This is a genomic window from Paenibacillus sp. 453mf (assembly GCF_900116105.1).
Taxonomy (GTDB): Bacteria; Bacillota; Bacilli; order Paenibacillales; family Paenibacillaceae; genus Paenibacillus; species Paenibacillus provencensis.
On record NZ_FPAC01000008.1, the window covers coordinates 110915 to 135980 of the forward strand.

At 44.7% G+C, this 25066-nt stretch carries 19 protein-coding genes, 11 tRNA genes, 2 rRNA genes and 2 pseudogenes; 5 read left to right on the forward strand and 29 right to left on the reverse strand.

The genetic code is table 11. The features are described from left to right. Positions 1–263 precede the first annotated feature (263 nt). On the forward strand, positions 264–1235 hold the full coding sequence (locus BM415_RS22200) for a CobW family GTP-binding protein (RefSeq protein WP_091161408.1): 972 nt from the start codon (positions 264–266) through the stop codon (positions 1233–1235). A 76-nt stretch (positions 1236–1311) separates the two neighbouring features. Next, positions 1312–2247: a GTP cyclohydrolase FolE2 gene (folE2, locus tag BM415_RS22205; protein WP_091161409.1), complete on the forward strand. Its 936-nt coding sequence runs from the start codon at positions 1312–1314 to the stop codon at positions 2245–2247. Between the two features lie 89 nt (positions 2248–2336). On the opposite strand, the gene BM415_RS22210 is transcribed toward folE2, so the two are convergent. Both BM415_RS22210 and BM415_RS22215 read right to left on the reverse strand, forming a co-directional pair. Continuing rightward, positions 2337–3128: a hypothetical protein gene (locus BM415_RS22210; protein WP_091161411.1), complete on the reverse strand. Its 792-nt coding sequence runs from the start codon at positions 3126–3128 to the stop codon at positions 2337–2339. Continuing rightward, positions 3125–3526 carry a VOC family protein gene (locus BM415_RS22215; RefSeq protein ID WP_091161412.1) on the reverse strand — a complete coding sequence of 134 codons (402 nt, stop codon included), beginning with the start codon at positions 3524–3526 and terminating at the stop codon, positions 3125–3127. The genes BM415_RS22210 and BM415_RS22215 overlap by 4 nt, the downstream gene beginning before the upstream one ends. A 191-nt stretch (positions 3527–3717) precedes the next feature. Here BM415_RS22215 and BM415_RS22220 point away from each other — a divergent pair, with 191 nt between their 5' ends. After that, positions 3718–4419, forward strand: coding sequence for a MerR family DNA-binding transcriptional regulator (locus BM415_RS22220; RefSeq protein ID WP_091161414.1), 702 nt, complete (start codon positions 3718–3720; stop codon positions 4417–4419). A gap of 491 nt (positions 4420–4910) precedes the next feature. On the opposite strand, the pseudogene BM415_RS22225 reads toward BM415_RS22220, so the two are convergent. After that, a pseudogene (locus BM415_RS22225) lies at positions 4911–5835 on the reverse strand (AraC family transcriptional regulator). A gap of 161 nt (positions 5836–5996) precedes the next feature. On the opposite strand from BM415_RS22225, the gene BM415_RS22230 reads away from it, so the two are divergent. Together BM415_RS22230 and BM415_RS22235 are read left to right on the forward strand one after the other, a co-directional pair. Then, a complete protein-coding gene (locus BM415_RS22230) occupies positions 5997–6278 on the forward strand; it encodes an Atu4866 domain-containing protein (RefSeq protein WP_091161416.1) in 282 nt (93 codons plus the stop codon). Positions 6279–6284: 6 nt separating this feature from the next. Further along, the gene (locus tag BM415_RS22235) at positions 6285–7451 is read left to right on the forward strand and encodes an MFS transporter (RefSeq protein WP_091161417.1); all 1167 of its coding nucleotides are present in this window, start codon (positions 6285–6287) and stop codon (positions 7449–7451) included. 400 nt (positions 7452–7851) lie between these two features. On the opposite strand, the pseudogene BM415_RS22240 reads toward BM415_RS22235, so the two are convergent. From BM415_RS22240 to BM415_RS22360, 26 genes and pseudogenes are all read right to left on the reverse strand, one after another. After that, positions 7852–8055: pseudogene (locus BM415_RS22240) on the reverse strand (extradiol dioxygenase); the annotation flags it as partial. Positions 8056–8098: 43 nt separating this feature from the next. Further along, positions 8099–8725 carry a type 1 glutamine amidotransferase family protein gene (locus tag BM415_RS22245; protein ID WP_091161420.1) on the reverse strand — a complete coding sequence of 209 codons (627 nt, stop codon included), beginning with the start codon at positions 8723–8725 and terminating at the stop codon, positions 8099–8101. A 114-nt stretch (positions 8726–8839) separates the two neighbouring features. Continuing rightward, positions 8840–9802 carry a helix-turn-helix transcriptional regulator gene (locus tag BM415_RS22250; RefSeq protein WP_091161421.1) on the reverse strand — a complete coding sequence of 321 codons (963 nt, stop codon included), beginning with the start codon at positions 9800–9802 and terminating at the stop codon, positions 8840–8842. A gap of 213 nt (positions 9803–10015) precedes the next feature. Beyond that, positions 10016–10198 carry a hypothetical protein gene (locus tag BM415_RS24845; protein WP_139237050.1) on the reverse strand — a complete coding sequence of 61 codons (183 nt, stop codon included), beginning with the start codon at positions 10196–10198 and terminating at the stop codon, positions 10016–10018. A gap of 157 nt (positions 10199–10355) precedes the next feature. Then, positions 10356–11327, reverse strand: a complete 972-nt coding sequence (locus BM415_RS22255) for an aldo/keto reductase (protein WP_091161423.1) — start codon at positions 11325–11327, stop codon at positions 10356–10358. Positions 11328–11343: 16 nt separating this feature from the next. Beyond that, positions 11344–11766 (reverse strand): MerR family transcriptional regulator, encoded by a 423-nt coding sequence (locus tag BM415_RS22260; RefSeq protein WP_091161424.1) that lies wholly within the window; start codon positions 11764–11766, stop codon positions 11344–11346. Positions 11767–12242: 476 nt separating this feature from the next. Beyond that, entirely contained in the window at positions 12243–14075 is a 1833-nt protein-coding gene (glmS, locus tag BM415_RS22265) for a glutamine--fructose-6-phosphate transaminase (isomerizing) (RefSeq protein WP_076315789.1), read from the reverse strand. A 655-nt stretch (positions 14076–14730) separates the two neighbouring features. Then, positions 14731–16074, reverse strand: a complete 1344-nt coding sequence (gene glmM, locus BM415_RS22270; protein ID WP_091161426.1) for a phosphoglucosamine mutase — start codon at positions 16072–16074, stop codon at positions 14731–14733. A 148-nt stretch (positions 16075–16222) separates the two neighbouring features. After that, positions 16223–17653: a CdaR family protein gene (locus BM415_RS22275; RefSeq protein ID WP_170862591.1), complete on the reverse strand. Its 1431-nt coding sequence runs from the start codon at positions 17651–17653 to the stop codon at positions 16223–16225. Then, positions 17646–18476 carry a diadenylate cyclase CdaA gene (gene cdaA, locus BM415_RS22280; protein ID WP_047913657.1) on the reverse strand — a complete coding sequence of 277 codons (831 nt, stop codon included), beginning with the start codon at positions 18474–18476 and terminating at the stop codon, positions 17646–17648. Before cdaA ends, BM415_RS22275 begins: the two co-directional genes overlap by 8 nt. A 323-nt stretch (positions 18477–18799) precedes the next feature. Beyond that, positions 18800–19414 (reverse strand): zf-HC2 domain-containing protein, encoded by a 615-nt coding sequence (locus BM415_RS22285; protein WP_091161430.1) that lies wholly within the window; start codon positions 19412–19414, stop codon positions 18800–18802. Between the two features lie 182 nt (positions 19415–19596). Then, positions 19597–20163, reverse strand: a complete 567-nt coding sequence (gene sigW, locus BM415_RS22290) for an RNA polymerase sigma factor SigW (protein WP_170862593.1) — start codon at positions 20161–20163, stop codon at positions 19597–19599. A gap of 195 nt (positions 20164–20358) precedes the next feature. Then, entirely contained in the window at positions 20359–23148 is a 2790-nt protein-coding gene (ppc, locus tag BM415_RS22295) for a phosphoenolpyruvate carboxylase (RefSeq protein ID WP_091161431.1), read from the reverse strand. 340 nt (positions 23149–23488) lie between these two features. Continuing rightward, positions 23489–23559: transfer RNA gene (locus tag BM415_RS22300), tRNA-Gly, on the reverse strand. 8 nt (positions 23560–23567) lie between these two features. Then, positions 23568–23641: transfer RNA gene (locus tag BM415_RS22305), tRNA-Pro, on the reverse strand. A gap of 8 nt (positions 23642–23649) precedes the next feature. Then, a tRNA-Arg gene (locus BM415_RS22310) sits at positions 23650–23726 on the reverse strand. Between the two features lie 6 nt (positions 23727–23732). After that, positions 23733–23807: transfer RNA gene (locus BM415_RS22315), tRNA-Gly, on the reverse strand. Positions 23808–23817: 10 nt separating this feature from the next. Further along, positions 23818–23898, reverse strand: a tRNA-Leu gene (locus tag BM415_RS22320). An 11-nt stretch (positions 23899–23909) separates the two neighbouring features. Continuing rightward, positions 23910–23985 (reverse strand) — tRNA-Lys (locus tag BM415_RS22325). Between the two features lie 7 nt (positions 23986–23992). After that, positions 23993–24067, reverse strand: a tRNA-Gln gene (locus BM415_RS22330). 60 nt (positions 24068–24127) lie between these two features. Then, a tRNA-Val gene (locus BM415_RS22335) sits at positions 24128–24203 on the reverse strand. Between the two features lie 9 nt (positions 24204–24212). Beyond that, positions 24213–24284, reverse strand: a tRNA-Glu gene (locus BM415_RS22340). Positions 24285–24296: 12 nt separating this feature from the next. Next, a tRNA-Thr gene (locus BM415_RS22345) sits at positions 24297–24369 on the reverse strand. Between the two features lie 3 nt (positions 24370–24372). Beyond that, positions 24373–24448: transfer RNA gene (locus tag BM415_RS22350), tRNA-Asn, on the reverse strand. A 54-nt stretch (positions 24449–24502) separates the two neighbouring features. After that, positions 24503–24619 (reverse strand): 5S ribosomal RNA (gene rrf / locus BM415_RS22355). 219 nt (positions 24620–24838) lie between these two features. Further along, positions 24839–25066 (reverse strand): 23S ribosomal RNA (locus BM415_RS22360); the annotation flags it as partial.

The following is a 25066-nucleotide window of genomic DNA, read 5'->3' on the forward strand; positions in this document are numbered from 1 at the left end:
GGTACTCGCCTTTGAGTCTTTCAGCTTTTTCCTTTAAATATATATGGGCTCACGAAATTATTCGTAAGAATTACGATTTATACTCGATAATATAATTCCTTTTATTTAATATGTCAAATACTAGATGGCAATGGGTAGGAAATTATATTCAACTTCATTTTTATTAATTGTAATAATTACGATTTAAAGAAGCATATATCTACTAATAGATTTCTATCAACGCTTAAAAGTATGTAATCCATAAATTAGAGAGGATGATTCTTGTGCGAATTCCGACCTTTATCTTAAGTGGCTTTCTGGGCAGTGGCAAAACAACACTGCTTCTACAAATGTTAGAGGAAACAAAAAAACGGGGGTTACAACCTGGCGTAATAATGAACGAACTGGGTCGGCAAGATGTAGATGGTCAACTGATCAGCGAGCAAAGCGAGGTGCAAATTGAAAGACTGTTAGATGGATGTGTCTGCTGTGACAAAAAGGCGGAATTGGACGGGGCCTTGCGCCTGCTGCTGCAAAGACAGCCTGATTTCATTTTTATTGAACTTACGGGCGTTGCGAACCCTGAAGAAATTGCTGATATACTGGCAGAGTCGTTTCGCAACGAAGTTGAAAACAAACGAATTATCACCGTATTGGATGCCGAGCATACGCTCGACTATAATAGCATTTTTGCTGCTGACCGCCAGCTTGTTCGAACACTTCGCCGACAAATTGAAGTAGCCGACCTTATCGTTGTGAACAAGAAGGACTTGGCTTCTTCACAAGCTTTAGCCAAGATTGAAAAAGTGGTTCGTAAGCAAAATGAACATGCGGAAATTCTTTATACTGTGCATAGTGAGATCAATGTCGCTTCACTGCTCGAAGGGATCACACCTCATAAAAATCTTACGAATCCTGCGGAGGAATTCACTAATACACCTATCCTTGAACCCTCTTATTCTCACATTAAATCGATTACTCTTCCTATTCCTGAAGCCATATCCTTCAATAAAGCTGAATTGGAACAATTCCTTCGTCATTGGTGTCCACAATTGGTTCGAATGAAGGGCTATATTCGTATTGATGAAAAAGTCGAATTGTTTCAATTTGCAGGGGGCAGGATGAATTGGACAACTTCCGTATATCCAGGTACCCCCTATTTAGTTGTAATAGGCATGCAATTGGACAAGAATCAAATGCTTGCGGAATGGACCGCTTTTTGTGAATCCATGAATGTTACGATGAAGTCTTCTTAAGATCCAGCACCATTCGTGTGTACTCATCATGTTTACGATCATAAACGCTCAACCGTTACAAGATGAGGAGTAATTAATGAAACCTTCTAACAATAGACCCATTCTCCCTGCGAAGCCGGAACGACATCGGCGCTTCGGCTCCACGGATCCCATTCCAGGAAACAAACCAACAACAAAAGAACAAATGGCTGATCTTCAAAATAGTCGAGAAGACTACTTGTTCCCCATAGATCATGTCGGGATCTCTGCGGTCAAGCACCCCATACAGGTTCATTCTGATCTAGAGCCCCGGCTCCAAACCAGTATTGCTGCGATCTCGCTTGCAACCAGCCTGCACCGAGAATCGAAGGGTATCAATATGAGCCGGCTCACTGAGCAATTGGAGCGATATCGTCAGAAGAGCTGGTCGGCTGAATTACCCGAATTGATTGAATTTGCCCAAGAGCTTGCCAATGATATGGGTCAAGACCGATCCGAACTAACGATGACCTTCCCTTGGTTCTACGAGCGCTCCGCCCCGGTCACGGGAAGAACAGGACTAAGTCATGCAGAGGCTTCCATTCAGATAAGCTATGAAAAAGAAAAGCAGCCAACCATCACGCTGGGCTTGCGTGTGGCAGTAACCACTTTATGTCCATGTTCCAAAGAAATCAGCGAGTACAGTGCTCATAACCAGCGCGGCACCATCTCAATAACAGCCGAGGTTAATCCGGATCCGGATGCATACTTTGTACAGGATTGGAAAACGGCGTTTCTGGAAGCAGCAGAATCCAATGCAAGCTGTGCACTACATCCGATTCTAAAACGTCCAGACGAGAAAGCCGTGACGGAGAAGGCATATGAGAACCCTCGCTTTGTAGAGGATATGGTACGCCTTGTAGCTGCTGATTTATATGAAATGAACGCTGTATGGGCTTTTACAGTAGAGTGTCGGAACGAGGAATCCATTCATTTACACGATGCCGTAGCAAAGATTACTTATGATAAAAGAAAGGAAGAGGCGGCAACCTAACACCCCTCTTCCTTCCCCCAATAATTTATGCATGAGTTACTACAAGTGCATTAAACTTGCCACTGCAATATATACTAGTGTGCACATACTCAATCATTTATGTCCCCTGAACCCATGATATTCACTGGTTCGTTTTCCAATTGGAGTTCACTGAGACGATCAACAAAGTCCTTAAATTTTTCTTTTTCACTTATAGTCAGCTCAATGTTGTCTGCTTCTTGTATTGTATCTTTAGATTTCTTGAATTGACCCAATGAATTAAAAATCTCTGCCTGCAGCACTAATGCTTTGAATAAAACCTCATTTGATATCTCTCCTTCGAGCTTATGGAATGCGACTTCCAACGTATTTCTTGCTGCCAAAAAATCTTCTTTTGAATAAGCAAAACGGTAAGCCTGCTCATATGCCCGTTCAAACTTCGATTTAAGGGTCTTGTCTCTTTCGTCTTCTCCTTCCTTTAATGGAATTGAATCCCCAATGCTCTCTCCAATTATGATGTAATTCCCACTAGCATCCGTAATATTTACTCTCCAGTCTTCCGCTGTTTTATTTAGCCTTGAGACTCTAGGCATACCTTTTGATGGAATTTTTCCGTAATAGTCTTTTAGCTTTACCTTGAATTGTTCATACACTTCTCGAATGTTTGGTACAACGACATAACATCCTCCGGTATTCCCCTCTACTTTAAAATTTTTTACACCATAAAAGCTGAATTCTCCAATACCTTCCTTTCTTACAGAAGCAAAACGGTAAGGAGCCTTCTGATAATACACAATATTGAATCCTAGAGCTGTATAAAATTCTAAATGGTTATCAAATAAATCATAGTCACAGTCAAAAATCGGAATGATTCTATTGCGGTTTAATTCTACTTTTTTCACTTAACCCACCATAGATTCCCGAACGGATCAACAAAACCACCCATATTCCCTGTTTCTTCTGAAGGTTCCATTAGAGGTGTTGCTCCTTCTGCAATTGCCTTTTTATAAGTATCAGCAACATTTTCAACAAATATATACATCTGGATCGGAACAAGTCCTTCTGTATTTAACTCCCCACACACTCCTGGTCCGCAGCTTCCGTCAGCAGATGTATCAGCAAAGTAGATGGTGCTGTTTCCTATTCTCATTTCTGCATGTATTACACCCTCCGTGTCTTCCAGTCTTACAATAGTTCCTACTTCGGCATTGAAAACATTTTGAGTATAATGAATGAACTTGGATGCATTTAGTACCATGAAATACGGTATAATGGTTTGCTCTACTTTTAGATTAGTCATCTGATTCTTCTCCTTTGTTTTAAAAACTAAGTAAGGTAAGTCGAATAAAACCCACCTAACATTTTAATCGTACAACATGCATGCAAATGCTAAGGTTTAATAAATACATATACTGTCATTATTGAATTATAATAAAGGAACCCGTCATCTGCTTTAACTATAAATTGTAGGGTAGAATAAGGAGAAATGTAATGAAAGGCATTGAAATCGCTAAGAAATTAAATATAAGCACAAGTGCATTAAGACATTATGAATCATGGGGACTTATTCCAGAAGTAGAGAGAGCAGAAAATGGATATCGGATCTATACAAGTAAGCATGAGGCATATTTTCAATGCATACGTGCACTAAATGCTGGATTCGGAATGGACTTGGTTAAAAAGGTGATGCCTCTGATCATAAATAGCAAAATACATGATGCCTTATGGCTAATTAACAAAGCGCAGGTTGACCTCCATGCTGAAAAGGAAACAGTGCAAAGAACAGCTAAAATACTTGATTCAACGGAATTAACGGAATTAACCAATATTCATAAATACAATCATAAAAGTAATTTCACCATTGGAGAGGTAGCTAAAGAAGCAAACGTATCTGCTTCATCCATTCGTCATTGGGAAAAGGAAGGTTTAATAAATCCTGAACGGGACAAAGATAGCGGATTTCGTATATATTCCACAGCTGATATTAGAAGAGTACATATCATTCGAACCATTCAGCGCGTCGTTTACTCCTTGGATATTGTTCGTGAGGTATTAGCGGATATTGATAATAGTAACGTGCTTCAGGCTAAGGAGATGATCCTCCAATCTCTCCAATATATTGATAATGCACTTGTTGAGCAGGTTCGAGGTATCGCCGCGCTTCAACACCTGTTGGACACCAAGTCAAAGTAACAACTACAACTTTCAAACAAAGGCTGCCTAAGAAAAAAGTCGAGCGAAATCAGGAGTGGATACCTGAAATTCGTTCGGCTGTCGTTTTGCATTACAGTTGTGTTCTAGATTTTTAGAACACTTCAAAATTAGACTATTATCTTTAGTAATCTTAATCTTGCCATATAAGGTTCCCTCCATCGCCATTTCTGGTTTTCGGTCTCTGGTTGCATTTTTGAGCAAATTATTGTGAGGGTATCCACACAAGCTTCAGATCGTTTCTTCGGCTGATTTGATAAAGGCTTGAGGTATTGGGAGAGATGTATTCCATGGGAAGCTGGTGAATTACAGCTCAATGGAACGGGATGAGTTGTAGAAACGGGTGGCACTTGCATGAGAAGTGGCAATAAAATCAGGAGGCAGCCGGCTGACCAGCTGCTTCCTTCTGTTTCAAATTCGCGATCAGAGCATTAAGTTTGCGGATTCCAACGTCCCCCTGTCAGAATAGCCTGCTACACCATCGCGCGCAGTCGTTTCATATCGGCGATCGGCGGCAGGCCGAACAACCTTGCATACTCACGGCTGAAATGGGAGGGACTATCATAGCCTACCTGAAAAGCGGCTTCCGCCGCATCAGCAGTTTCGGATAACAGCAGGCGCCGCGCTTCCTGCAATCTGATTCTTTTTTGATACTGCAAAGGGCTCATCGCTGTGACCTCTTTAAAATGTCTATGCAACGATGAAGGGCTCATATTAGCCAGCTCGGCCAGCTCCTCGATTCGCAGTGGCTGGGCATAATTCTCCTTGATTTGCTCGATGACCTCCTTGATCCGGTAAGCGCTGCTTCCCTCCACAGCAATCTGCTTCAGCACATCCCCCTGCTGCCCTTTCAAAATCCTGTACAAGATTTCACGAATGTACATCGGCGCCAAAGCTTTAATGTCCTCAGGTGTCTCCAATAACCGTACAAGCCTTATAGCGGCATCAAGAAGGGAAGTGCTTGTTTGGCTGATAAACAGCCCACGCCTGGATTCCCCTGGTTGAACCGCGCGAAGCTCGGACTCCTCCAGAATCTCTACAATTTGAGTAGGCTTAAAATCAAGCCTGAAGCACAAGTACGGCACATCGGATGAAGCTTCAATAATCTGCCCCGATACCGGCAAATCAACCGAAACCACAAGATAATCCGAAGGTCCGTATTGATATCTCTCCTCTGTCAGCATCACTTCTTTTTTACCCTGAGCAACCGATACATAAAGCAGGTTCATGAACTCTATAGATTGGCTCGGTGATCTTCGAGCTTCGAATACAGTATAAGGATGGTATGTCCGTCGCGTGAGCCCCTTCCCCGGGCGAGAACCGGTCAATCAGCTTCGCGAGTTCTTTCTGTTTTTGTATAAGGTTTGTTGTTTTCGGCACGTTTTCCCCACCTTCCATCTCAGAACACTTACTATAGTTATTATAGCCTTTTCCTTCTGTATCGATTAGTTGCTTGAAAGGAATGAGCAATCTTTTGCGATGAATCTTCTATCTGTCCATTTTTCAAGTGCCTCATAATATCCATAGCGGCTCTAAATGATTAAAGGAGAAGATTGCTTATGAAGATAAACACTGATTTAACAATAGTCTCCGGGAACAACAACCCGTATGTAGGGATGTGGGTTACGGCGGACGGATATATTCGTCATGAACTATTGCCGAACGGCCGGTATGACGAGGCGCGCGGCAACCGAAAAAGCGCCTACACAGGCAGTTACACAATCACGGGCAACCATATCGATTACGTCGATGATATAGGCTTTACCGCTGACGGGGAATTCCGGGACGGAATTCTCTATCATGCCGGTATGATTCTGTATCGGGAAAGCAAGGAGGATTGAGGACATTTGGATAGAAGAGTCTGGATTTTAACGATTGCCGCCTTTGTCGTCGGTACTGTCGAGCTGGTCATTGCAGGCATTATCGAAATGATTGCCCGGGACCTGCAGGTTTCCGTTGCGGCCGCGGGACAGCTCGTTACCGTATATTCTCTTGTGTTCGCCTTCGGATCACCGGTAATTATTACCTTGACGGCCAATATCGAGCGGCGCAGGCTGCTCATTATCGCGATGTGGGTGTTTTTTGCGGGGAATATCCTGTCCATTATTAGTCCAAATTTTACCCTGCTCCTTATTTCCAGAGTAGTGCTTGCCGCAAGCTGCTCTGTCATCATCATTTTGTCCATTACATTAGCGGCCAGCATCGTGCCTCCGGCATTAAAAGGCCGCGCAATCGGCATTATATTCATGGGTTTAAGCGCGGCCCTGATGCTTGGCGTGCCGCTCGGCACATGGATTGGCGATCGCTGGGGCTGGAGAATGACGTTTGTCTTAATCGCCGTACTTACATTGATTGTGGCTTTATGCGTTCAGCGCTTACTGCCTAAAACACCGCCGCAACCGTCAGTTTCTCTCCGGACACAGCTTGGTACGTTGAAGAGCTCCAAGATTCTCTCGGCCCATTTGGTTTCCATACTGCAGATGACAGGTCAATTTACGATCTATGCATATATTACGCCTTATCTGCAAACAACAATGGGCTTATCCGCACCTATAATCAGTCTGGTGCTCCTGGTTTACGGCCTCGCCGGAATTGCCGGAGGCTGGATCGGCGGCTGGTCCTCCGACAAGCTGGGGCCGCGGAAGACGATCATCCTCACGCTTGTGCTGCATGCCGCAGCGATTCTCCTGCTGCCTTACGCCGTATCCAACATGTTCAGCTTATTACTGGTGGTCGCCGTCTGGTGTACCTTCAATATGGCGCCCAGCCCGGCCATTCAGAGCTATCTTATCGAGACAGCTCCCGAATCAGCGGATATTCAGCTCGGCTTCAATACTTCGTCGCTTCACATTGGAGTCGCGCTCGGCTCCATGATAGGTGGCTTCGTAGTGAGCCAATACAGCATTTCCATCAATCCTGTAGCAGGCGGGTTGATTATACTCTTATCTATCCTCTCCGCCCTCTACTCGATGACAAGAAAGGAAAAACGCGATGCTGTAGAGCAAGCCGTTTAATATAAAGTGGTTCAGTAACACTTCGAGGGAGTGATGACACGATTCTACAAAATCAAGGAATGACAGAAGGGACGATCCGTTCACGTCGAACGGTGTCCTATCCTGATTTACGTTCGTCCCACCCCCAGAAGTAAATAAAAACGGGGCCACCCGAAGGCAGCCCCGCACTGGAGTCATGTTGTTTAATCTGGATGTCAATTCTGTAGACTGTAGAAGAGCACCTAGTAGTATTTTCTCAGTCTACAACTTTATTTTCCCGGTTTATCAAGACCTAGATTTAGGAAAGTCAGATATAATAAAGGGTTCCACATATTATACATGACTAATATGTGGAACCCTTTATGCTTAACTATCGTACTCCTTTAAAATTCCTGAGGAACGAATATTTTAAGTCACATTGTTACTCATATCGCATCTTGTCCATATCCATATACAACACATTCCATCGATGGCCGTCCAAATCGGCGAATCCGGCACCGTACATCCACCCGTCCTTGTATCCGGGCTCTCCATATACAGTACCACCCGCGTTAACAGCCTTGCGTACCATTTCATCTACTTCTTCCGGGCTTGCCGCATCAATGGAAAACAACACCTCACTCCCATATCTATTATGCTTTCAGTCATTTTTGCTCCTCCTTATACCTTCATTGTATTGAATTCATCAACTCATAGTAATATTTAGAATCACTAGTCTTATTAAGGCTATACCAGGCGTCTAATGTTTTTGGAGAAAACACATCCAAAGCTTTCAAGATGTGTGCAGAAAATTCCAACGGAGCTATTCCAGATGCTGTGATCAGTTTTCCATCAGTTACAGCAGACTCCATTTTGTAATACTTTTCTCCTGTATAAGTGGGACAGATCATTTTAAGGTATTCCAGATCATTGCTTGTATGCCCACGTGAATTCAGCAATCCTGTCTGGGCAAGTCCCATTGTAGCACCACAAATCGCTGCAACCCATATACCTTCCCTTAAACACCTCTCAGCGATTTTTAAGAGGGGGTGGTGAATGGTTTCTGTCCATGTATCTCCACCGGGTAAAATCAATAGATCTGATCTTTCAATGCTGCACTCATCCAATTTGATGTCAGGAAGTATTTTCAATCCGCCCATTGTAGTTACTGGAGTCTTATCAATTCCCATGGTAACTATTTTTGATGGGGCCAGCCCCTTTTTATAATATCTTCCCGAGTTCAGTTCGGCAGTTAAGTAGCCTATTTCCCAGTCTGCCATTGTGTCAAACACATAAAGATATACCGTATTATTCATTTGCAAGTTCTCCTTGATTTTACAATTCATCAAGTGATACCAACCATCCATCGGTAATCAATGATTATCATCATTATAAAATGACTTCACTGACATCCGCTGTCAGTGAAGCTATTAAAGTTGATAATATTCCATTAACTCCGACACAACACCAACAAGTTTTTCCTTCAAACTCTGTGGTTCGATTACTTGAATGGATTTCCCGTAGGATAAGAGAAAATAAGGAACATAGGTATGCATTGATTTTTCCTCAAGTAAAAAGATTGCTTGATTTGATGTACGCTCTTTCAGATGATGCCCCAAAAACCAATGCAGGCATAAGTCATCCAACGCCTCTGACCTACCTTCGATAATTAAAGCAATTAACCCGTCCTTGCCGACTAAATCAGGTAATAGATTTCGCACAAAAAATTCCCGAGCCGAAAAAGCTTCGGAACGCTTAAATATGTTTTGAGTACGCTTGATTTGTAAAATCCGTCCTACCCGAAAGCTGCGGATCTCATTTCTCAGGTGGCAAAATGCAACAATATACCATTTATTGTTCCAGTAAACCATTCCATAGGGATCTATCACCCTAGTCTTGGATTGATCATCACGACGTGTGCGATAATCAATTTCTACAGAGAATTCGTTTGCTACAGCTTGCTCCAATTCCGCCAATACTGGCTGAATAGAAGGGTCTCCCATACGGTTTATAACTTCAAATCCGGCTAAATGACGGCTGAGAACACTTTCCTGTTCCTGATTCGAATACATTTTCAATTTGGATGTCGCATTACCTAATGCCTCACTCAAAGGGTATCCGGCTTCTTTTGCAAAAACAGCAGCATGAAGAAGTGCTTTTTTTTCTTCAATATCAAATAGCAGAGGTGCTCTGATAAAATTATTCAGCAAGCTATACCCGCCATTATGACCAGTGTCGGATATTATAGGCACTCCACTGGCACCTAGCGCATCAATATACCGATAGACTGTCCTTATATTTATTTCTAACTTTTCGGATATTTGTTTTGCGGTCATTTTAACGCCCGAATTTAGCATCCATAGGATTGCCAGCATATTATCGTTTTTTGGCATCACATATACCTCATCTTTTATTAGGATCGCACTAAATTATTAGCTTTGCGAATCGCCTGCATCCCTTTATTCATCAATCTTTCAGCCTTTCAATCCTCACGTAGCATTCAATGTGTGTCGACTCCCGTAACTTAAACAACAATCTGCAATTTTTAACATTGCTGCTTATACTCTCAACTCAACTTTCTGCTTTACCACAACTTGTGATACAGTTCACGTCGCCATGACGGCTGACGGATACTGTACCGTCTCATACGCTGTCGCAAGCTTGACGATTCCCGCAGCGACGTCTCCGGATTGTTCGTAATAAGCTTGCCAAATGGCATAATATTGAGCGGGCGGTACGACCGGTCCGTTAATTATGGTTATCGGAAGATTCAATTGGCGCAACGTCAATCGGTTCTATCCGATTTCTCTCAGGCTCGTCCAGAAGCCTGGAGCGATTTTGATTCGATCTGTAAAACGCGCGTTCATGGCTGCCGACCTCCTGAGACAATATCCAATTGCAAATGGTCCACGGAGCCCGTGGACCATTGCTTCTACTGATTATAGTCTAGCCGTCGAGCAGCGTCATCTGTTCTTTCATATAACGCGTGCCGTGAACGACATTCTTGGGGCTGACCTGATCGATTCGTTCGAGGTCCTCCTTCATGAGAAGGATATCAGCCGCGGCCGCATTTTCCTCCAGGTACTTGATACGCTTCGTACCCGGGATAGGCAGCGCCCCGTTGGCAATCGTCCAGGCAATGGCCAATTGGGATGGTGTACAGTTCTTCTCCATCGCGATCTCCTTAATCTTGTCGACAACCTCAATGTTCTTCCGGAAGTTGTCTCCTTGGAAGCGCGGCATCCATCTGCGAAGATCGTCGGCGGCCAGATCCTCGAAAGTGCGAAGCTCGCCGGAGATAAAGCCCCTGCTCAGTGGACTGTAGGCCACATGGGTAATCCCCAGCTCTCTTACGGTAGGGAGTATCTCCTCTTCGATGTCACGGCTCCAGAGCGAATACTCACTCTCTAGCACGGAGATCGGATACACGGCATGAGCGCGGCGAATGGTGGAAGCGGAAGCCTCGGACAGGCCGAGCGCCCGAACTTTGCCTGCCTTGACCAAGTCTGCCATCGCTCCGACCGTCTCCTCTATCGGGATTTGCGGATCGACGCGGTGTTGGTAGTATAGATCGATGTAATCCGTATTCAAACGGCGAAGGCTATCCTCCACTACTTTCTTAACGTAATCAGGATGGCCACTGATGCTCTCGTAATTTGGGGTGTACGAGAACTTGGTGGCGATAATGGCTTGCTCGCGGCGCCCTTGAAGAGCACGGCCGAGCAGCTTTTCGTTATGCCCGTTCCCGTACACGTCCGCGGTATCGAACATCGTGACGCCTATGTCCAAAGCGCGATGGATCGTTTGGATCGACTGTTCGTCGTTAGTCTCCCCGTAAATGCCTGGAGACATTCCCATAATTCCCAGTCCGATCGAAGAGACGAGGATATTGCTATTGCCTAAAATTCTTTGCTTCATTTGTTAATCCCTCATTCTATGTTTGTTGACGCTCTGACTCCTCCATGTTGATTAACAACTGGCTCTCGGAAGGGATTCTCCCTTTCTCGATGTCTTCGTATATCGACAGTTTATTATTGACGGCGTCGAGCGCTTCGGCCAATTCGTTCTGGCGGCGAAATAAATCTTCCTTGTACTGGTTCAAGATCGCTTTGCGCTGTGGAATCGTGGAATCACCATCGAGCGCAAGATCCACCATCTCCTTCAGCAACGACAGCTTCATCCCTGTCGCCCGGAAACATGTCATCAGCCGGATCCAATCTAGGTGGTCTTGTTCGAACAGTCGATTCCCGTTCTTATCTCTCTTAATGTAAGGGAGCAATCCCTCCTTCTCGTAAAAACGAATCGTATGAGCCGGGCAACCAAGCCGCTCTGAAGCTTCTTTGATCGTGAATGCCATTGGCCGGATCGCTCCTTATCGGTTATTTTCAGACGGAATCGGCTCGTTCTTCCTCATCCTAAACCTTAAAGTACACTTTAAGGCAAGCGTTATTTTGGGAGACAGCTGTTAACGTCTGAACTACTGGTTATCATTATAATGCTCATCATTCACGTATATCTTCATCCGATGGATGGACATACATGTTCATAATTTCATCACAGGCCAACTGGAACACCTGCCTCATCCAACAGCAAATATCTCTTTTTATTACCATTAAGAATTACTTCTTGTACTCTCACAACAGCACTCCCAACGAAAGGCTTTTATCCTCAATATATTAAATAATTTATACTAAGCTTTAAAGCCATAATTAATATTTCTTTTAAACAAAAAATAGAGGAGATTAGCTCATATAATGAACTAACCATCCTCTATTTACGTTACTACAATTAACTCAGTCTAATACTTTATTTTCACTGAACAGATAAAACAAATTATTCCACGGTTACGCTCTTCGCCAGGTTACGTGGTTTATCCACGTCAAGACCGAGGGCAAGAGAAGCGTAGTATGCCAGAAGCTGAAGCGGCACGACGGAAAGTGCTGGTGTCAGGATTGGCAATGTTTTCGGAATCGCATAGGCTTGATCTACGGATTTAAGCAGGTTAGCTACATGCTCTTCGTGCGTAATGACCATAACGTCTGCACCACGTGCTTTAACTTCCTTGATGTTACTTACGGTCTTCTCAAGAACGTCCTCTTGTGTTGCCAAGGCAATCACCGGAATACCGTCCTCGATCAGAGCCAGCGTACCGTGCTTCAATTCACCTGCTGCATAAGCCTCAGAGTGGATGTAAGAGATCTCTTTCAGCTTAAGAGAGCCCTCTTGAGCAACTGCGTAGTCTACGCCACGGCCGATGAAGAACAGGTTCTTGTGGCTGGAGATTTGCTCAGCATAATCCTTGATCGTCTCTGCTTGATCCAGCATTTTCTCCACTTGCTCAGGCAGAGATTGCATCGCAGCAATGATGCCTGCTACCGTCTCTTCGGTTTGTGTTCCACGTACTTGAGCAAGATACAAGCTGAAGAGTGCAAATGCGATCAGCTGAGAAGTGTATGCCTTCGTAGAAGCAACCGCAATCTCTGGACCAGCCAGTGTAGCAAGCACATCGTTCGCATCACGAGCAATAGAGCTGCCCACCACGTTAGTGATCGCCAGTACATGAGCACCGTTTGCTTGCGCTTCACGGAGTGCTGCTAGAGTATCTGCTGTTTCACCCGATTGGCTGACGACGATAACGAGCGTATCGGAGTTCACGATTGGAGAACGGTAACGATACTCGGAAGCAACGTCAGTCTCTACTGGAATGCGAGCCAGATGCTCAATCATGCTGCGGCCAACAAGACCCGCATGGTACGCTGTACCACATGCGATAATTTGGATGTTCTTAATATTTTTAATTTGCTCTTCCGTCATGTTCAAATCAGGAAGCAATACTTTTTTGTGATCTGCAGAAATCCGGCCCAGCATCGTTTCACGATAAGCTTTAGGCTGTTCGTAGATTTCTTTCAGCATGAAATGATCGAATCCGCCTTTTTCAGCTGTAACAGCATCCCAGTCGACACGAATCATTTCCCGAGAAATAAAATTCCCCTCAATTGTCATCAGTTCGACAGAATCCTGCGTCAGGACTGCCATTTCGCCGTCATTCAAGATGTACACGTTGCGAGTGTATTCAAGAATAGCTGGGATATCAGAACCGATAAAGTTCTCGCCTTCACCAATACCGATGATCAGCGGGCTTGCTTGACGAACCGCAACCAGTTTATCTGGCTCATATTCCGTCAGAACGCCGAGAGCAAATGCACCACGCATGTATGTGATTGCTTTTTGAACAGCCTTCACGATATCGCCGTCGTACTCACGAGCAACCAGGTGAGAGATAACCTCAGTATCTGTCTCCGATGTAAATACACAGCCTTGGCTGATCAGCTCATCCTTCAGCTCCAGATAGTTTTCAACAATCCCGTTATGCACAACGGAGAATTTGAGGCTGTTATCTGTATGCGGGTGAGAGTTCTCATCCGATGGTTTACCGTGAGTTGCCCAACGTGTATGTCCAATTCCTGCGCTTCCTTGAAGTGGAGCTGTTTCAAGCTTAGCTTCAAGGTTAGCAAGACGACCGATTGATTTTGTAATTTGCAGACCTTCTGGAGTGAATACGGCAATACCTGCAGAGTCATATCCACGGTATTCCAGCTTCTTCAGTCCTTCGATCAACACATTTTGCGTATTCTTAGTTCCAATATATCCAACGATTCCACACATAGGTAAAATTCCTCCGATTCGAATGATTGAACATGACCGGGAGAAATGCACCATCAGCATGTAAATAGACATGAGTAAACAATAGTCTGATATGCGGGTGACTAACCCTTTACGGCAAGCTACATAGCACGAACCAGTATAATGTTCTGGAACTGTCCTGATCATTAGATGGTCTTTATACGTATGAAAAGACTTCCGTCTTATCCTATGATCCATGTCACGATGACGCATATCATCACTCATGTATAGCTGAAGTATGCTCTCCTCGTGCACATTCTAATTTTGTATCACCCATCGATTCGTTGTAAAAACAGTCGCCTGTTTCTTTTCCGTTCTCGATTTACGGTATGGTGGATTACCGGGAGGTCCCCGCCGAACAATCCGAACACCCCCACCTCGTCAACTTGACCATTGTCCATTGTTTTACATAACAATGGTTCCGTACACTGGAACAAGTTCTGGCGCTTGTCATACTGTTGTAACCTCGATCCTCACTTTCTATGTCTGAATCACACAACTCATTATATGCATCTGATGTCAGTTTTGCAATGGAGCAATATACCTCCAAGCAAATTTCATCATAAATACCCAAAAAACAAACCCGTGAAACTTGACTCTAGTTACACGGGCTTATTTTAAGAGCAGGACAACCAGCTTACCCCGCCAGTTCCTTCTTAACTATACCCGCGATATGATCAACGAACTGCTCAAGCTCAATACGATCCGGTCCTTCTGCCATAACACGAATTAGAGATTCTGTCCCCGATGGTCTTACCAGTACACGTCCATTGTCACCCAGCTTGTTCTCGATCATGGCGATTGCTTCCTCAATAACCGAATTGCCGTCGTACTTGCTCTTGTCTTCGACACGAACATTAACCAGCACTTGCGGATATTGCTTCATCAGCTCTCTAAGCTCACTCAGCTTCTTGCCCGATTCTTTAAGCGTATTAATTAACTGAATGGCTGTCAGCATCCCGTCTCCCGTCGTGTTGTAGTCCAGGAAAATAACATGACCGGATTGCTCACCGCCCAGATTGTAACCCCCACGGCGCATTTCTTCCATCACATAACGGTCACCGACCGCCGTCTTTGCTGTCTTCAATCCTAATTTTTCAGTCGCTTTGTAGAAGCCGATATTACTCATTACGGTAGACACAATGGTTCCATCATTCAGCTTGCCCGCACGGTTCATCGCATCGCCGCAAATGCACAGAATAAAGTCTCCATCCACTTCGGCTCCCGTCTCATCAACAGCGATTAGCCGGTCTGCATCACCGTCAAACGCAAGTCCTGCATGCGCCCCATGTCGAATGACTTCTTCCTTGAGCTTCTCAGGGTGTGTCGAACCACATTGCTCGTTAATATTGAGTCCGTTAGGCTCAGCACCGATCGTGATGACTTCTGCTCCAAGATCAGCGAACAGTTTTGGAGCCAGCTCATACGCCGCACCGTTAGCACAATCGAGTACAATTTTCAGACCGTCAAAACGGGAAGAAACGGTTGTTTTTAAGTAATCAAGATAGGCAAACTTCGCTTCTTCGTTGACAGTAACCGTACCCAGACCGCTGCCAATTGGACGAGGAAGTGTATCTTCATACGCATCCATCAATTCCTCAATCTTATTCTCTGTTTCATCCGACAGCTTGAAGCCGTCTCCGCCAAAAAATTTGATCCCATTATCCTCCACCGGATTATGAGATGCAGAGATCATGACTCCTGCGTCTGCTTTAAGTGTGCGTGTCAGATACGCTACGCCTGGAGTCGAAACCACGCCAAGGCGAATGACATCCGCACCAATCGACAAGAGACCTGCAACGAGTGCTGATTCCAGCATGAGCCCTGAAATACGTGTATCCATCCCGATGACCACTTTCGGACGGTCTACGCCTCCTGCGAGTACATAACCTCCACAACGGCCAATACTATAGGCCATCTCTGCCGTTAATTCTTTATTAGCAACCCCTCTGACTCCATCAGTACCAAAATATTTCCCCATGCTCCTAAACTCCTTTTTGTCATATGTGAATAGTCAATTAGCAAGCTTGCTTTAGAAAAATATAAATCCAATTCAAATTCGTGCAATGCATAATGTTAAATAATAATGGCTGATACATTGTTACTGTAAAAATGGTAGTAAGCTCTTGTTAAGATGCTGGATTGGTTGCATCGGTCTCTGCACCGGAATCACCCGGGTCACCGTTCCCTTCCTGGCTCGGATCTGACTCGTCTTCATTGTCCTCCCCGTTCGTTGTACCACTGTTCTCCTCTTCCTCTCCCGATCCTGCATCGGGTTCTGTTGGCGGAGTGGTCGCTTCGGTAGAGGTGTCCTTCACCTGAACCTCGATGGTGAGGTCAGCCGATGAATTCTTGACCGTTACGTAATCCGGTGCACTGACTTGCAAGGTCACTTCATGTGTCCCTTCCGCCAAATCACTTGCATCTGCAATTAGCTCCAGATCCGTCGCGTCTATGTTATCAAGCATATTGCTGGGTCCGGAAATGGTGATATCCTTTAAGCCGTCTCCTGGCCTTGTAACAGCCGCTTCCAGACTGCCTCCTGGCTCTTCAATTACGATAGGGACATCACGTATCACCTTTTCCGTATCCTGCACCTCGTCGGATAATGCAACCGTCACCTCTAATTGCACGGAGCTCGGCTCGATTTTCTCAAAACCGGAGGGCGGCGTCAAGTCCACGTTAACTGTATGTGTTCCCGCCTCCGAGATCTGGCTAAGGTCCAAAGTCACTCCATTATAGTTCTCGACTCCTGCCAGCAACTCCTGACTTCCATATAAAGTGACTTCATTTACATTCGGCTCCACTTGAGATAAGGTCAGACCGTCCGGAAGCTGTCCGGTGTAATGCACCTTAAATGGGACATTGGTAAACTGCTCCGTAATCGGCACTTCGACGGCAACCGATTCAGGCTCTATGACAGCTCCTTCAATCTCATTACCATCCAGATCGAAGGCTTTGAGCCGCACTCTCTTCTCACTTACCGTATCTGTTGCACCTTCAATATCAATAGTCCCTTCGACTTTGCCTACGGCCGCAAGCTGGCTCTCGGGAAGCGTCACCTTAACAGGCTCCGCAGGTGTAACTACCGGGTCTTCAGCCAAGTATCCTGCAGCAGGCTGACCAGTAGGTACGATGCTCACATCGAATGTATTCGTTCCCAGCTCTTCCACAGTCACCGTCACCGTAGAAGGCTCCATCTTAACGAACTCAACTCCATTTGGCACAACATGGCTTAGCGGTAATGTGCTCGTCCCTGGCCCTACATTGCTAAGATCCAGCCGGACTTTATATTCATCTGTAAAAACAGAAGTCAGTACCGACCGTTGTCCCCTGACCTGCATCTCGACTTCTGTTGCATCTACAGACGTAAGTACATACTTGGATGAATCGATGCCATAGGGTTCAATTGTAATATTATCAATCACACGAGGCTCTACAGATGCGGTTGTCGTTGGTGTGGGAGTAACATCGTTCGAATGAACCATCGCCCACAGCAGCAAACTGATAGCCAGCGCCAATATTTTGGTAAAATTGTTATTATTGAACCATTTATCCATTACCTTGGCCCCCCTTCCGTTTCCAGATCGAGTGCCTCTTTTCTTTAAGCGTTGAAGAAGGACGAAGCTCTTCATGCAGTTTAGAGATCAAAGATTCCTCTTTAATATCCCTCACCACTTGTCCATTAATCGCTAAGGATACTTGCCCTGTCTCTTCAGACACCACAATCGCTACTGCATCTGCCACTTCGCTTACCCCTATCGCTGCACGGTGCCGCGTTCCGAGTTCCTTGCTGATAAAAGGGTTCTCTGACAAAGGCAAATAGCAAGCAGCGGCTGCAATCTGTTTCCCTTGTAAAATAACTGCTCCATCATGAAGCGGTGTATTTGGTATAAAGATGTTGATTAGCAGCTCGGAGCTCAGAACAGAATTCATTTTGATTCCTGATTCAGTATATTCATTCAACCCCGTTTCGCGTTCAAACACAATGAGAGCTCCAATCTTGCGCCGAGAGCAATAATTCACAGCCTTAATAATTTCATTCGTAAAACGACTGAACTCCTCGTCATCCGCTGTGATCCGGTTAAACCATTTGCCACGGCCCAATTGCTCAAGTGCACGACGAAGCTCCGGTTGGAAGATAATAAAGAGTGCCAGCACCCCGAAAGTAAATAACTGGTTCATGAGCCACTTCAGCGTGTAGAGATTGAACCAGGTGCTGACTACCCACACGACTACTAGCAGTAGTATGCCCTTCAACAGCTGTACAGCACGGGTCCCGCGAACAAGCAGGATAATGTGGTATATGATATACCCTACAATTAAAATATCTATAATATCCTTAATGGCCTCTTGCCATGTCAAATCCGCAAAATAGTTCATGCGATTGCCCCCGATATTCCCTAGTTGAGTAATGTCCACATTCGTATATCTGTAATATAGATTGAACTAAGCTCGTTATAGTCCTTTAAGGTTTATAAGGGCCCAGGCATGATAGGTGTTCCATCATTCGCTCATTCTATAGAATTAGTTGTAGTATGTTCTTCATCATATCTAGGTTATAACGATAAAGTGCAAGTTGCAAGCAAGCTCGTTATTCCTTTCCCAATTATTATCATTATACCCTGAAAATATTAAAAAAAGAGCCCTCATAACAGAGGCTCTCTGGTTTTATAAAGGAAACGTTCTACTATTGTAAACATTTATTAGCGGTAAGCTACGACATTCATCACATCTGTTAACTTATACCAAATCCAGTCCAGCGCTTGATCTATACTCTTGATTTGTCCTGAAATATGAGCTGTAGAGGCCGTCATATAATGACCATCAATAATCGTAAGGTTACCCTCCACATTACCGTATACTTTCGCAGTCCCATTCTCGACCGTCAAATTCCCTGTAATCGACTTGCCCTCGGGTACAATGACATTGCTCCCTTCGATTACAATCTGGTCTAGATCATCTCCGCTGACAATCAACTGGTTACTCTGGTCCCAAAAGCTGATTGTACTGGAAAACATCACGATTACAAAAATGGCTGCAGCAGTTAAGGCCGGGTGTCTTTTGACCCACTTCAGCCATGGCTGCTGTTTCTTTGGTTGTGGTACAGCACTCATGATCCGATCAGTCAGCTCATCTGAAGCAGACGGTGAATAATGTCTCATTGCGAATAATAACATATCCGTCTGTTCTAACTCTTTAAACCGCATGCGGCAGTCGGGACATGTCGACAGGTGACTCTCGAGCCCGCTCTTTTCGGACAACGATAGTTCATCATCTAAATATTCATGCATTAAAGAGGTGGTTTCCTTGCAGTCCATATGAGCATATCCTTTCCTCTAGATCTTTGAAGTCTTATTCGCCATATAATTATACAGACATAAGACTTGCTTCAATTAAATACGAAGCATATTTAAGAACGTTTCAATAATTTATGCATCATTTTTAAAAAAGGAGCCGAATCAATTTCATAACCTCTTTGATAAAATAAGAAATTGATTCGCTACAATTTGAATTCTAATTTCTTGCGCAAAAATTCACGACCTCTATGTACTCTTGTCTTAATGGTTGTGACAGGCATCCCCAATACATCACTGATCTCCTGAAGAGATAGATCCTGTAAATAACGGAGCACCATGATCGACTTGTACTTTGCAGGCAGTGTTTCAATTGCATCACGAATAATCCGCTGCGTCTCAGACAACAGCGCTTCACTCTCAGGGGTCCGGTTATCGCTTGGAATCATGGCATACCCATCTGTCCCCTCCTGATCTCCGAGCTCGGCATCGAGTGAGTAGGAGGGTTTCTTTCTACGGAGTCTATCGATACATAAATTGGTTGCAATTCGATATATCCATGTCGAGAATTTCTGCTCTGGATCGTATTTCTCCATATTCCGGTATACTCTCAAAAATGTTTCCTGCACAATATCTTCAGCTTCATGTCTATTGTTCAGCATCCGATAAGCCAAATGAAACAATTTATCCTTATACAATTCCACTAGTTCAGCGAAAGCCCGTTGATCACCCTTAAGTATTAGATTGACCAACCTATTCTCCAAATTATCCACCATTTATTCCCCCAGACTTGCTGATGGGTCTTTCGTACCGTTTATATCCCAAAAAATACATCATTCAAATCGTAAATCATGTGCAGTTAAAAATCAATCATTTCTACTATCAATTGTCAAAAAAAACGGGAACTCTCCTACTTAAGATAAGAGAGTTCCCGAAGATTGAACCCAGTTCAATATTAATGGGTTTCATCAACCCGTGTTCCGCATTCCTGAAGCAATGCCGTTAATCGTAAGCAGCACTTCGCGTAGCAATTCAGAGTCATCTCCGTTTTGTTCACGCAATGCACGAAGCTCAGTGAGCAGTTGCACTTGCAAGTAGCTTAGCGGATCAACGTACGGATTACGCAAGCGAATGGATTCTTGGATCACAGGAACATTATCCAGAATATCCTGCTGTCCTGTAATTTTTAGAAGCAGATCCTTCGTCAGTTCAAACTCTTCTAGTATTTTGCCTTTGACACGGGCACGGATTTCATCATCTTGTACCATGGACGTGTACTGCTTCGATATATTCATATCCGCTTTGCCTACCGCCATCTGCACGGTATCAATCAATGTACTGAAGAACGGATAGTTCTTATACATACCCTGAAGCACCTTCAGGTTCTCCTCTTTGCCCTGGTAGAAGCTCTGTAGGCCTGTACCAGCCGCGTACCATGCAGGGAAGAGATAACGGCTCTGTGTCCAAGCAAACACCCAAGGAATGGCGCGCAAGTCCTCAAAACGGTTACTGTTCTTTCGTTTAGAAGGTCTGGATCCAATATTAAGCTCACCAACCTCAGGTAACGGCGTAGACTCCTTGAAGAAATTGAAGAAGTCCGGATCATTGAATACAAGATCTTGGTACTTCTTAAGAGAAGCTTCTGAGATCGATACGATAATCTCCTTCCAAGCCTCTTCTTCAATCGGTTTCTCCACACTTGCAACCATAGCAGACGTCAGAAGAGCAGATGTCGCCTGTTCAAGACTTCGATAAGCGATTCCATGGAGGGAATAACGTGAGGAGAGAACTTCTCCTTGTTCCGTAATCTTGATGCCTCCACCAATGGTATGAGGCGGCTGTGCCATAATACTGCGGTTTAGCGGCATACCGCCGCGACCAAGCGCTCCTCCACGTCCGTGGAAGAACTTGAGTTTTATATTATATTCCTGGCTCACTGCTGTAATTTCATTCATGGCTACTAGCAGCTCCCAGTTTGCTGTAACAACTCCGCCGTCTTTGTTGCTATCCGAGTAACCCAGCATTATCTCCTGCATATCCTCCATCGCAGATACACAATTACGATATACCGGCAATTCGAATAACCGTTTCATTATCGCCGGTGCTTCATGCAAATCCTCAATGGTCTCGAACAACGGCACAGATTGAATCGTACAAACAATAGAGCCATCTGGTTCTCTACGGTAGAGACCTACTTCTTTGGCAAAGACCATTACTTCTAGCAGATCACTAGCACCTCGGGTCATACTGATCAGATAGCTGTTGATGCAGTTTCTACCGTATTCCTTCTGGGCTCTATAGATCGTGCGATATACTTCAAGACATTCCCGCGTGCTATCACTGTAGCTGAAATGTGAAGAGGTCAATGGTCGTGGATCACTTAACAAGCCGGCAAGCAAATCGATCTTTTCTTCCTCAGACAGAGCAGAATAATCTTCCACAATGTTCATATGAGCCAAGATTTCCTTCATGGCATTCTCATGCTCTTGGCTGTGTTGACGAATATCTAAAGTCGCTGTATGGAACCCGAACAGCTCCACTTGGCGAATAATCTTTTTAACATAAGTGTCTGCGACATAATCGGCATAATGATATCTCAAGCTGCGATCAATTAGCTTCAGGTCGTTAATCAATTCCTCCGGTGAAGCGTAACGGTCTGGCTGGCCGATTTTGTTGTCATCAAGCACATTGTTCAGCTTGGAGATCATGTAGGCGATTTTAATGCGATAAGGTTCTTTCTCATTCCGCCATATATCCGCTTGCTTAAGAACAACCTTCTGACGATCTTCTTCGATAGAATTCATGAGCTCTTCTGATACTGTAACGATATTCGTGCTGAAGCTCAGTTTACCCATTAATTCAATCAAGATACGCTGATATTCACGCAGGGCGAGCTTACGCTGCATTCTAAGGGTCTCCCAGGTAACGTCAGCCGTTACAGATGGGTTCCCATCACGGTCTCCGCCAATCCAGGAGCCAAAACGCAAATAAGTAGGTACATGCCAGCGATGTTCTGGATAATACTTCTCTAGACAGCGTTCAAGCTCTTCATAAACATCCGGCAATACATGGAACAGCGTTTCGTGGAAATAATACATTCCATTCCTTACTTCATCAAGCACGGTAGGTTTGCGATCACGTAGTTCGTCTGTTTGCCACAGCGTAATGACCTCGTTTAGCAGCTTCTCACGAAGCTGTTCACGTTCGCGATGCGTAAGAGTTGGATTATCCAAGAGCATAACATCTTCAGATATACGTTTATGTATATCAAGAATAACTCGACGAGAGGCTTCTGTTGGATGTGCGGTCATGACCAGCTCCAAGGACATTGTTTCCAAAATGCTCTGTACCTCGGTATAGCAAAACCCTTTATCCTTCAAAGATTGCACAGCCTTTTCGATAGAACCTGGTTGTACAGCCTCTCCCGCAGAACGCTCGTAATCCCGTTTACGGCGGATTCGATGATTCTGCTCTGCGATGTTCACCAATTGAAAATAAATCGCAAAAGCACGAATAACTTGATGACGTCGATCCGAATCAAGCCCCTGTATCATGCTAATAAACTCCTGGAACAATTCAGGTGTATTCTCAGCCCGCAAGGCCTTACTCGTCTCACGAATCTTCTCAACAACGTTCAGGAGTTCGTTCCCTCCTTGATGTACCAGAACCTCACCAAGTATATTACCTAGAAACCTCACATCCCGACGCAACAAATTATTTGAATTGTTTTTGTTCGCGGTTGCCATAAGCTCTGTCATGCATATCCTCCTATCTCCAGCTGAATACAAAGTTAATCGTCCGTCATAATTGACACCTTCATAACATGATACAATAAAAATCAGTTAAAATCTTTAGTTTTGTGATAGAAAATACAGGTTTTTTGACATTTTTCGAATAGAATATTCAGTTATACTTCGTATTTCTACACCCTTATCTTCACATCAACGCGCCTGAAGTAGAAAATGCATTCTGATTCTAATTATAGATAATTTTTACATCAAGTGCTTATGAAAAATAGACCACGCGCGTGACCCAACGGGAGTAAATATACAAAAAAAAGCCCATCCAGAAGATCAGGCTTTACAATAAGTATAATGAAGCGGGTGATGGGAATCGAACCCACGCTACCAGCTTGGAAGGCTGGAGTTCTACCATTGAACTACACCCGCAAATACAATCGGGATGACACGATTTGAACATGCGACCCCCTGGTCCCAAACCAGGTGCTCTACCAAGCTGAGCTACATCCCGATAGTAAATGGCGCGCCCTGAGAGATTCGAACTCCCGACCTTTTGATTCGTAGTCAAACGCTCTATCCAGCTGAGCTAAGGGCGCAAAATATGGAGCGGACGACGGGAATCGAACCCGCGACCCTCGCCTTGGCAAGGCGATGCTCTACCGCTGAGCCACGTCCGCAAAAAATCAATGCGCGTGAAGGGACTCGAACCCCCACGTCAAAGACGCTAGATCCTAAGTCTAGTGCGTCTGCCAATTCCGCCACACGCGCATATGATTAACTGGTGAGCCATGAAGGACTCGAACCTTCGACACCCTGATTAAAAGTCAGGTGCTCTACCAACTGAGCTAATGGCTCATATAAATGGCTGGGGATATAGGATTCGAACCTATGCGTGACGGAGTCAAAGTCCGTTGCCTTACCGCTTGGCTAATCCCCAACATTTTATATGATGATTATTTTCTTCATATAGTATATCCAATATTTACGAAATAAATAATGGTGGAGACTGAGGGGATCGAACCCCCGACCCTCTGCTTGTAAGGCAGATGCTCTCCCAGCTGAGCTAAGTCTCCTTATTAAAGTGACCCGTAGGGGATTCGAACCCCTGTTACCTCCGTGAAAGGGAGGTGTCTTAACCCCTTGACCAACGGGCCTTGCAATATTTAAGCTCTCAACCGGGATCGAACCGGTGACCTCATCCTTACCATGGATGCACTCTACCTACTGAGCTATGAGAGCATATGGCTCCCCGAACAGGACTCGAACCTGTGACAACTCGATTAACAGTCGAGTGCTCTACCAACTGAGCTATCAGGGAATATTAACTAGTAGTCAACACATCTCTCAGTATTAAAACTGAGTAAGGATGTTTGCTTGGCGGCGTCCTACTCTCCCAGGACCCTGCGGTCCAAGTACCATCGGCGCTGGAGGGCTTAACGGTCGTGTTCGGGATGGGTACGTGTGGAACCCCTCCGCTATCGCCACCAAACGAGCATTTGTGCAACAAATGCGATCCGCGTTGGTTTCGGTACATCACATGAGTGTGTATGATTCTATAAGTGTGAACTTTTCAATTCAAGGATTTACTCCCTAAAAACTAGATACGAAACAATCTGCGATTTATTGCTTTCCCTGTTATTCTCGGGGTCCCCGCAAAGTATTCGGAATTTACTCCGGAAGCATTCGCTTCACTTTGTGGGGTGTTTTTTTGGATAAGCCCTCGACCGATTAGTACTGGTCAGCTCCATGCATTGCTGCACTTCCACCCCCAGCCTATCTACCTCGTCGTCTTCAAGGGGTCTTACTAGTTGGGAAATCTCATCTTGAGGGGGGCTTCACGCTTAGATGCTTTCAGCGCTTATCCCGTCCGTACATAGCTACCCAGCGGTGCTCCTGGCGGAACAACTGGTACACCAGCGGTACGTCCATCCCGGTC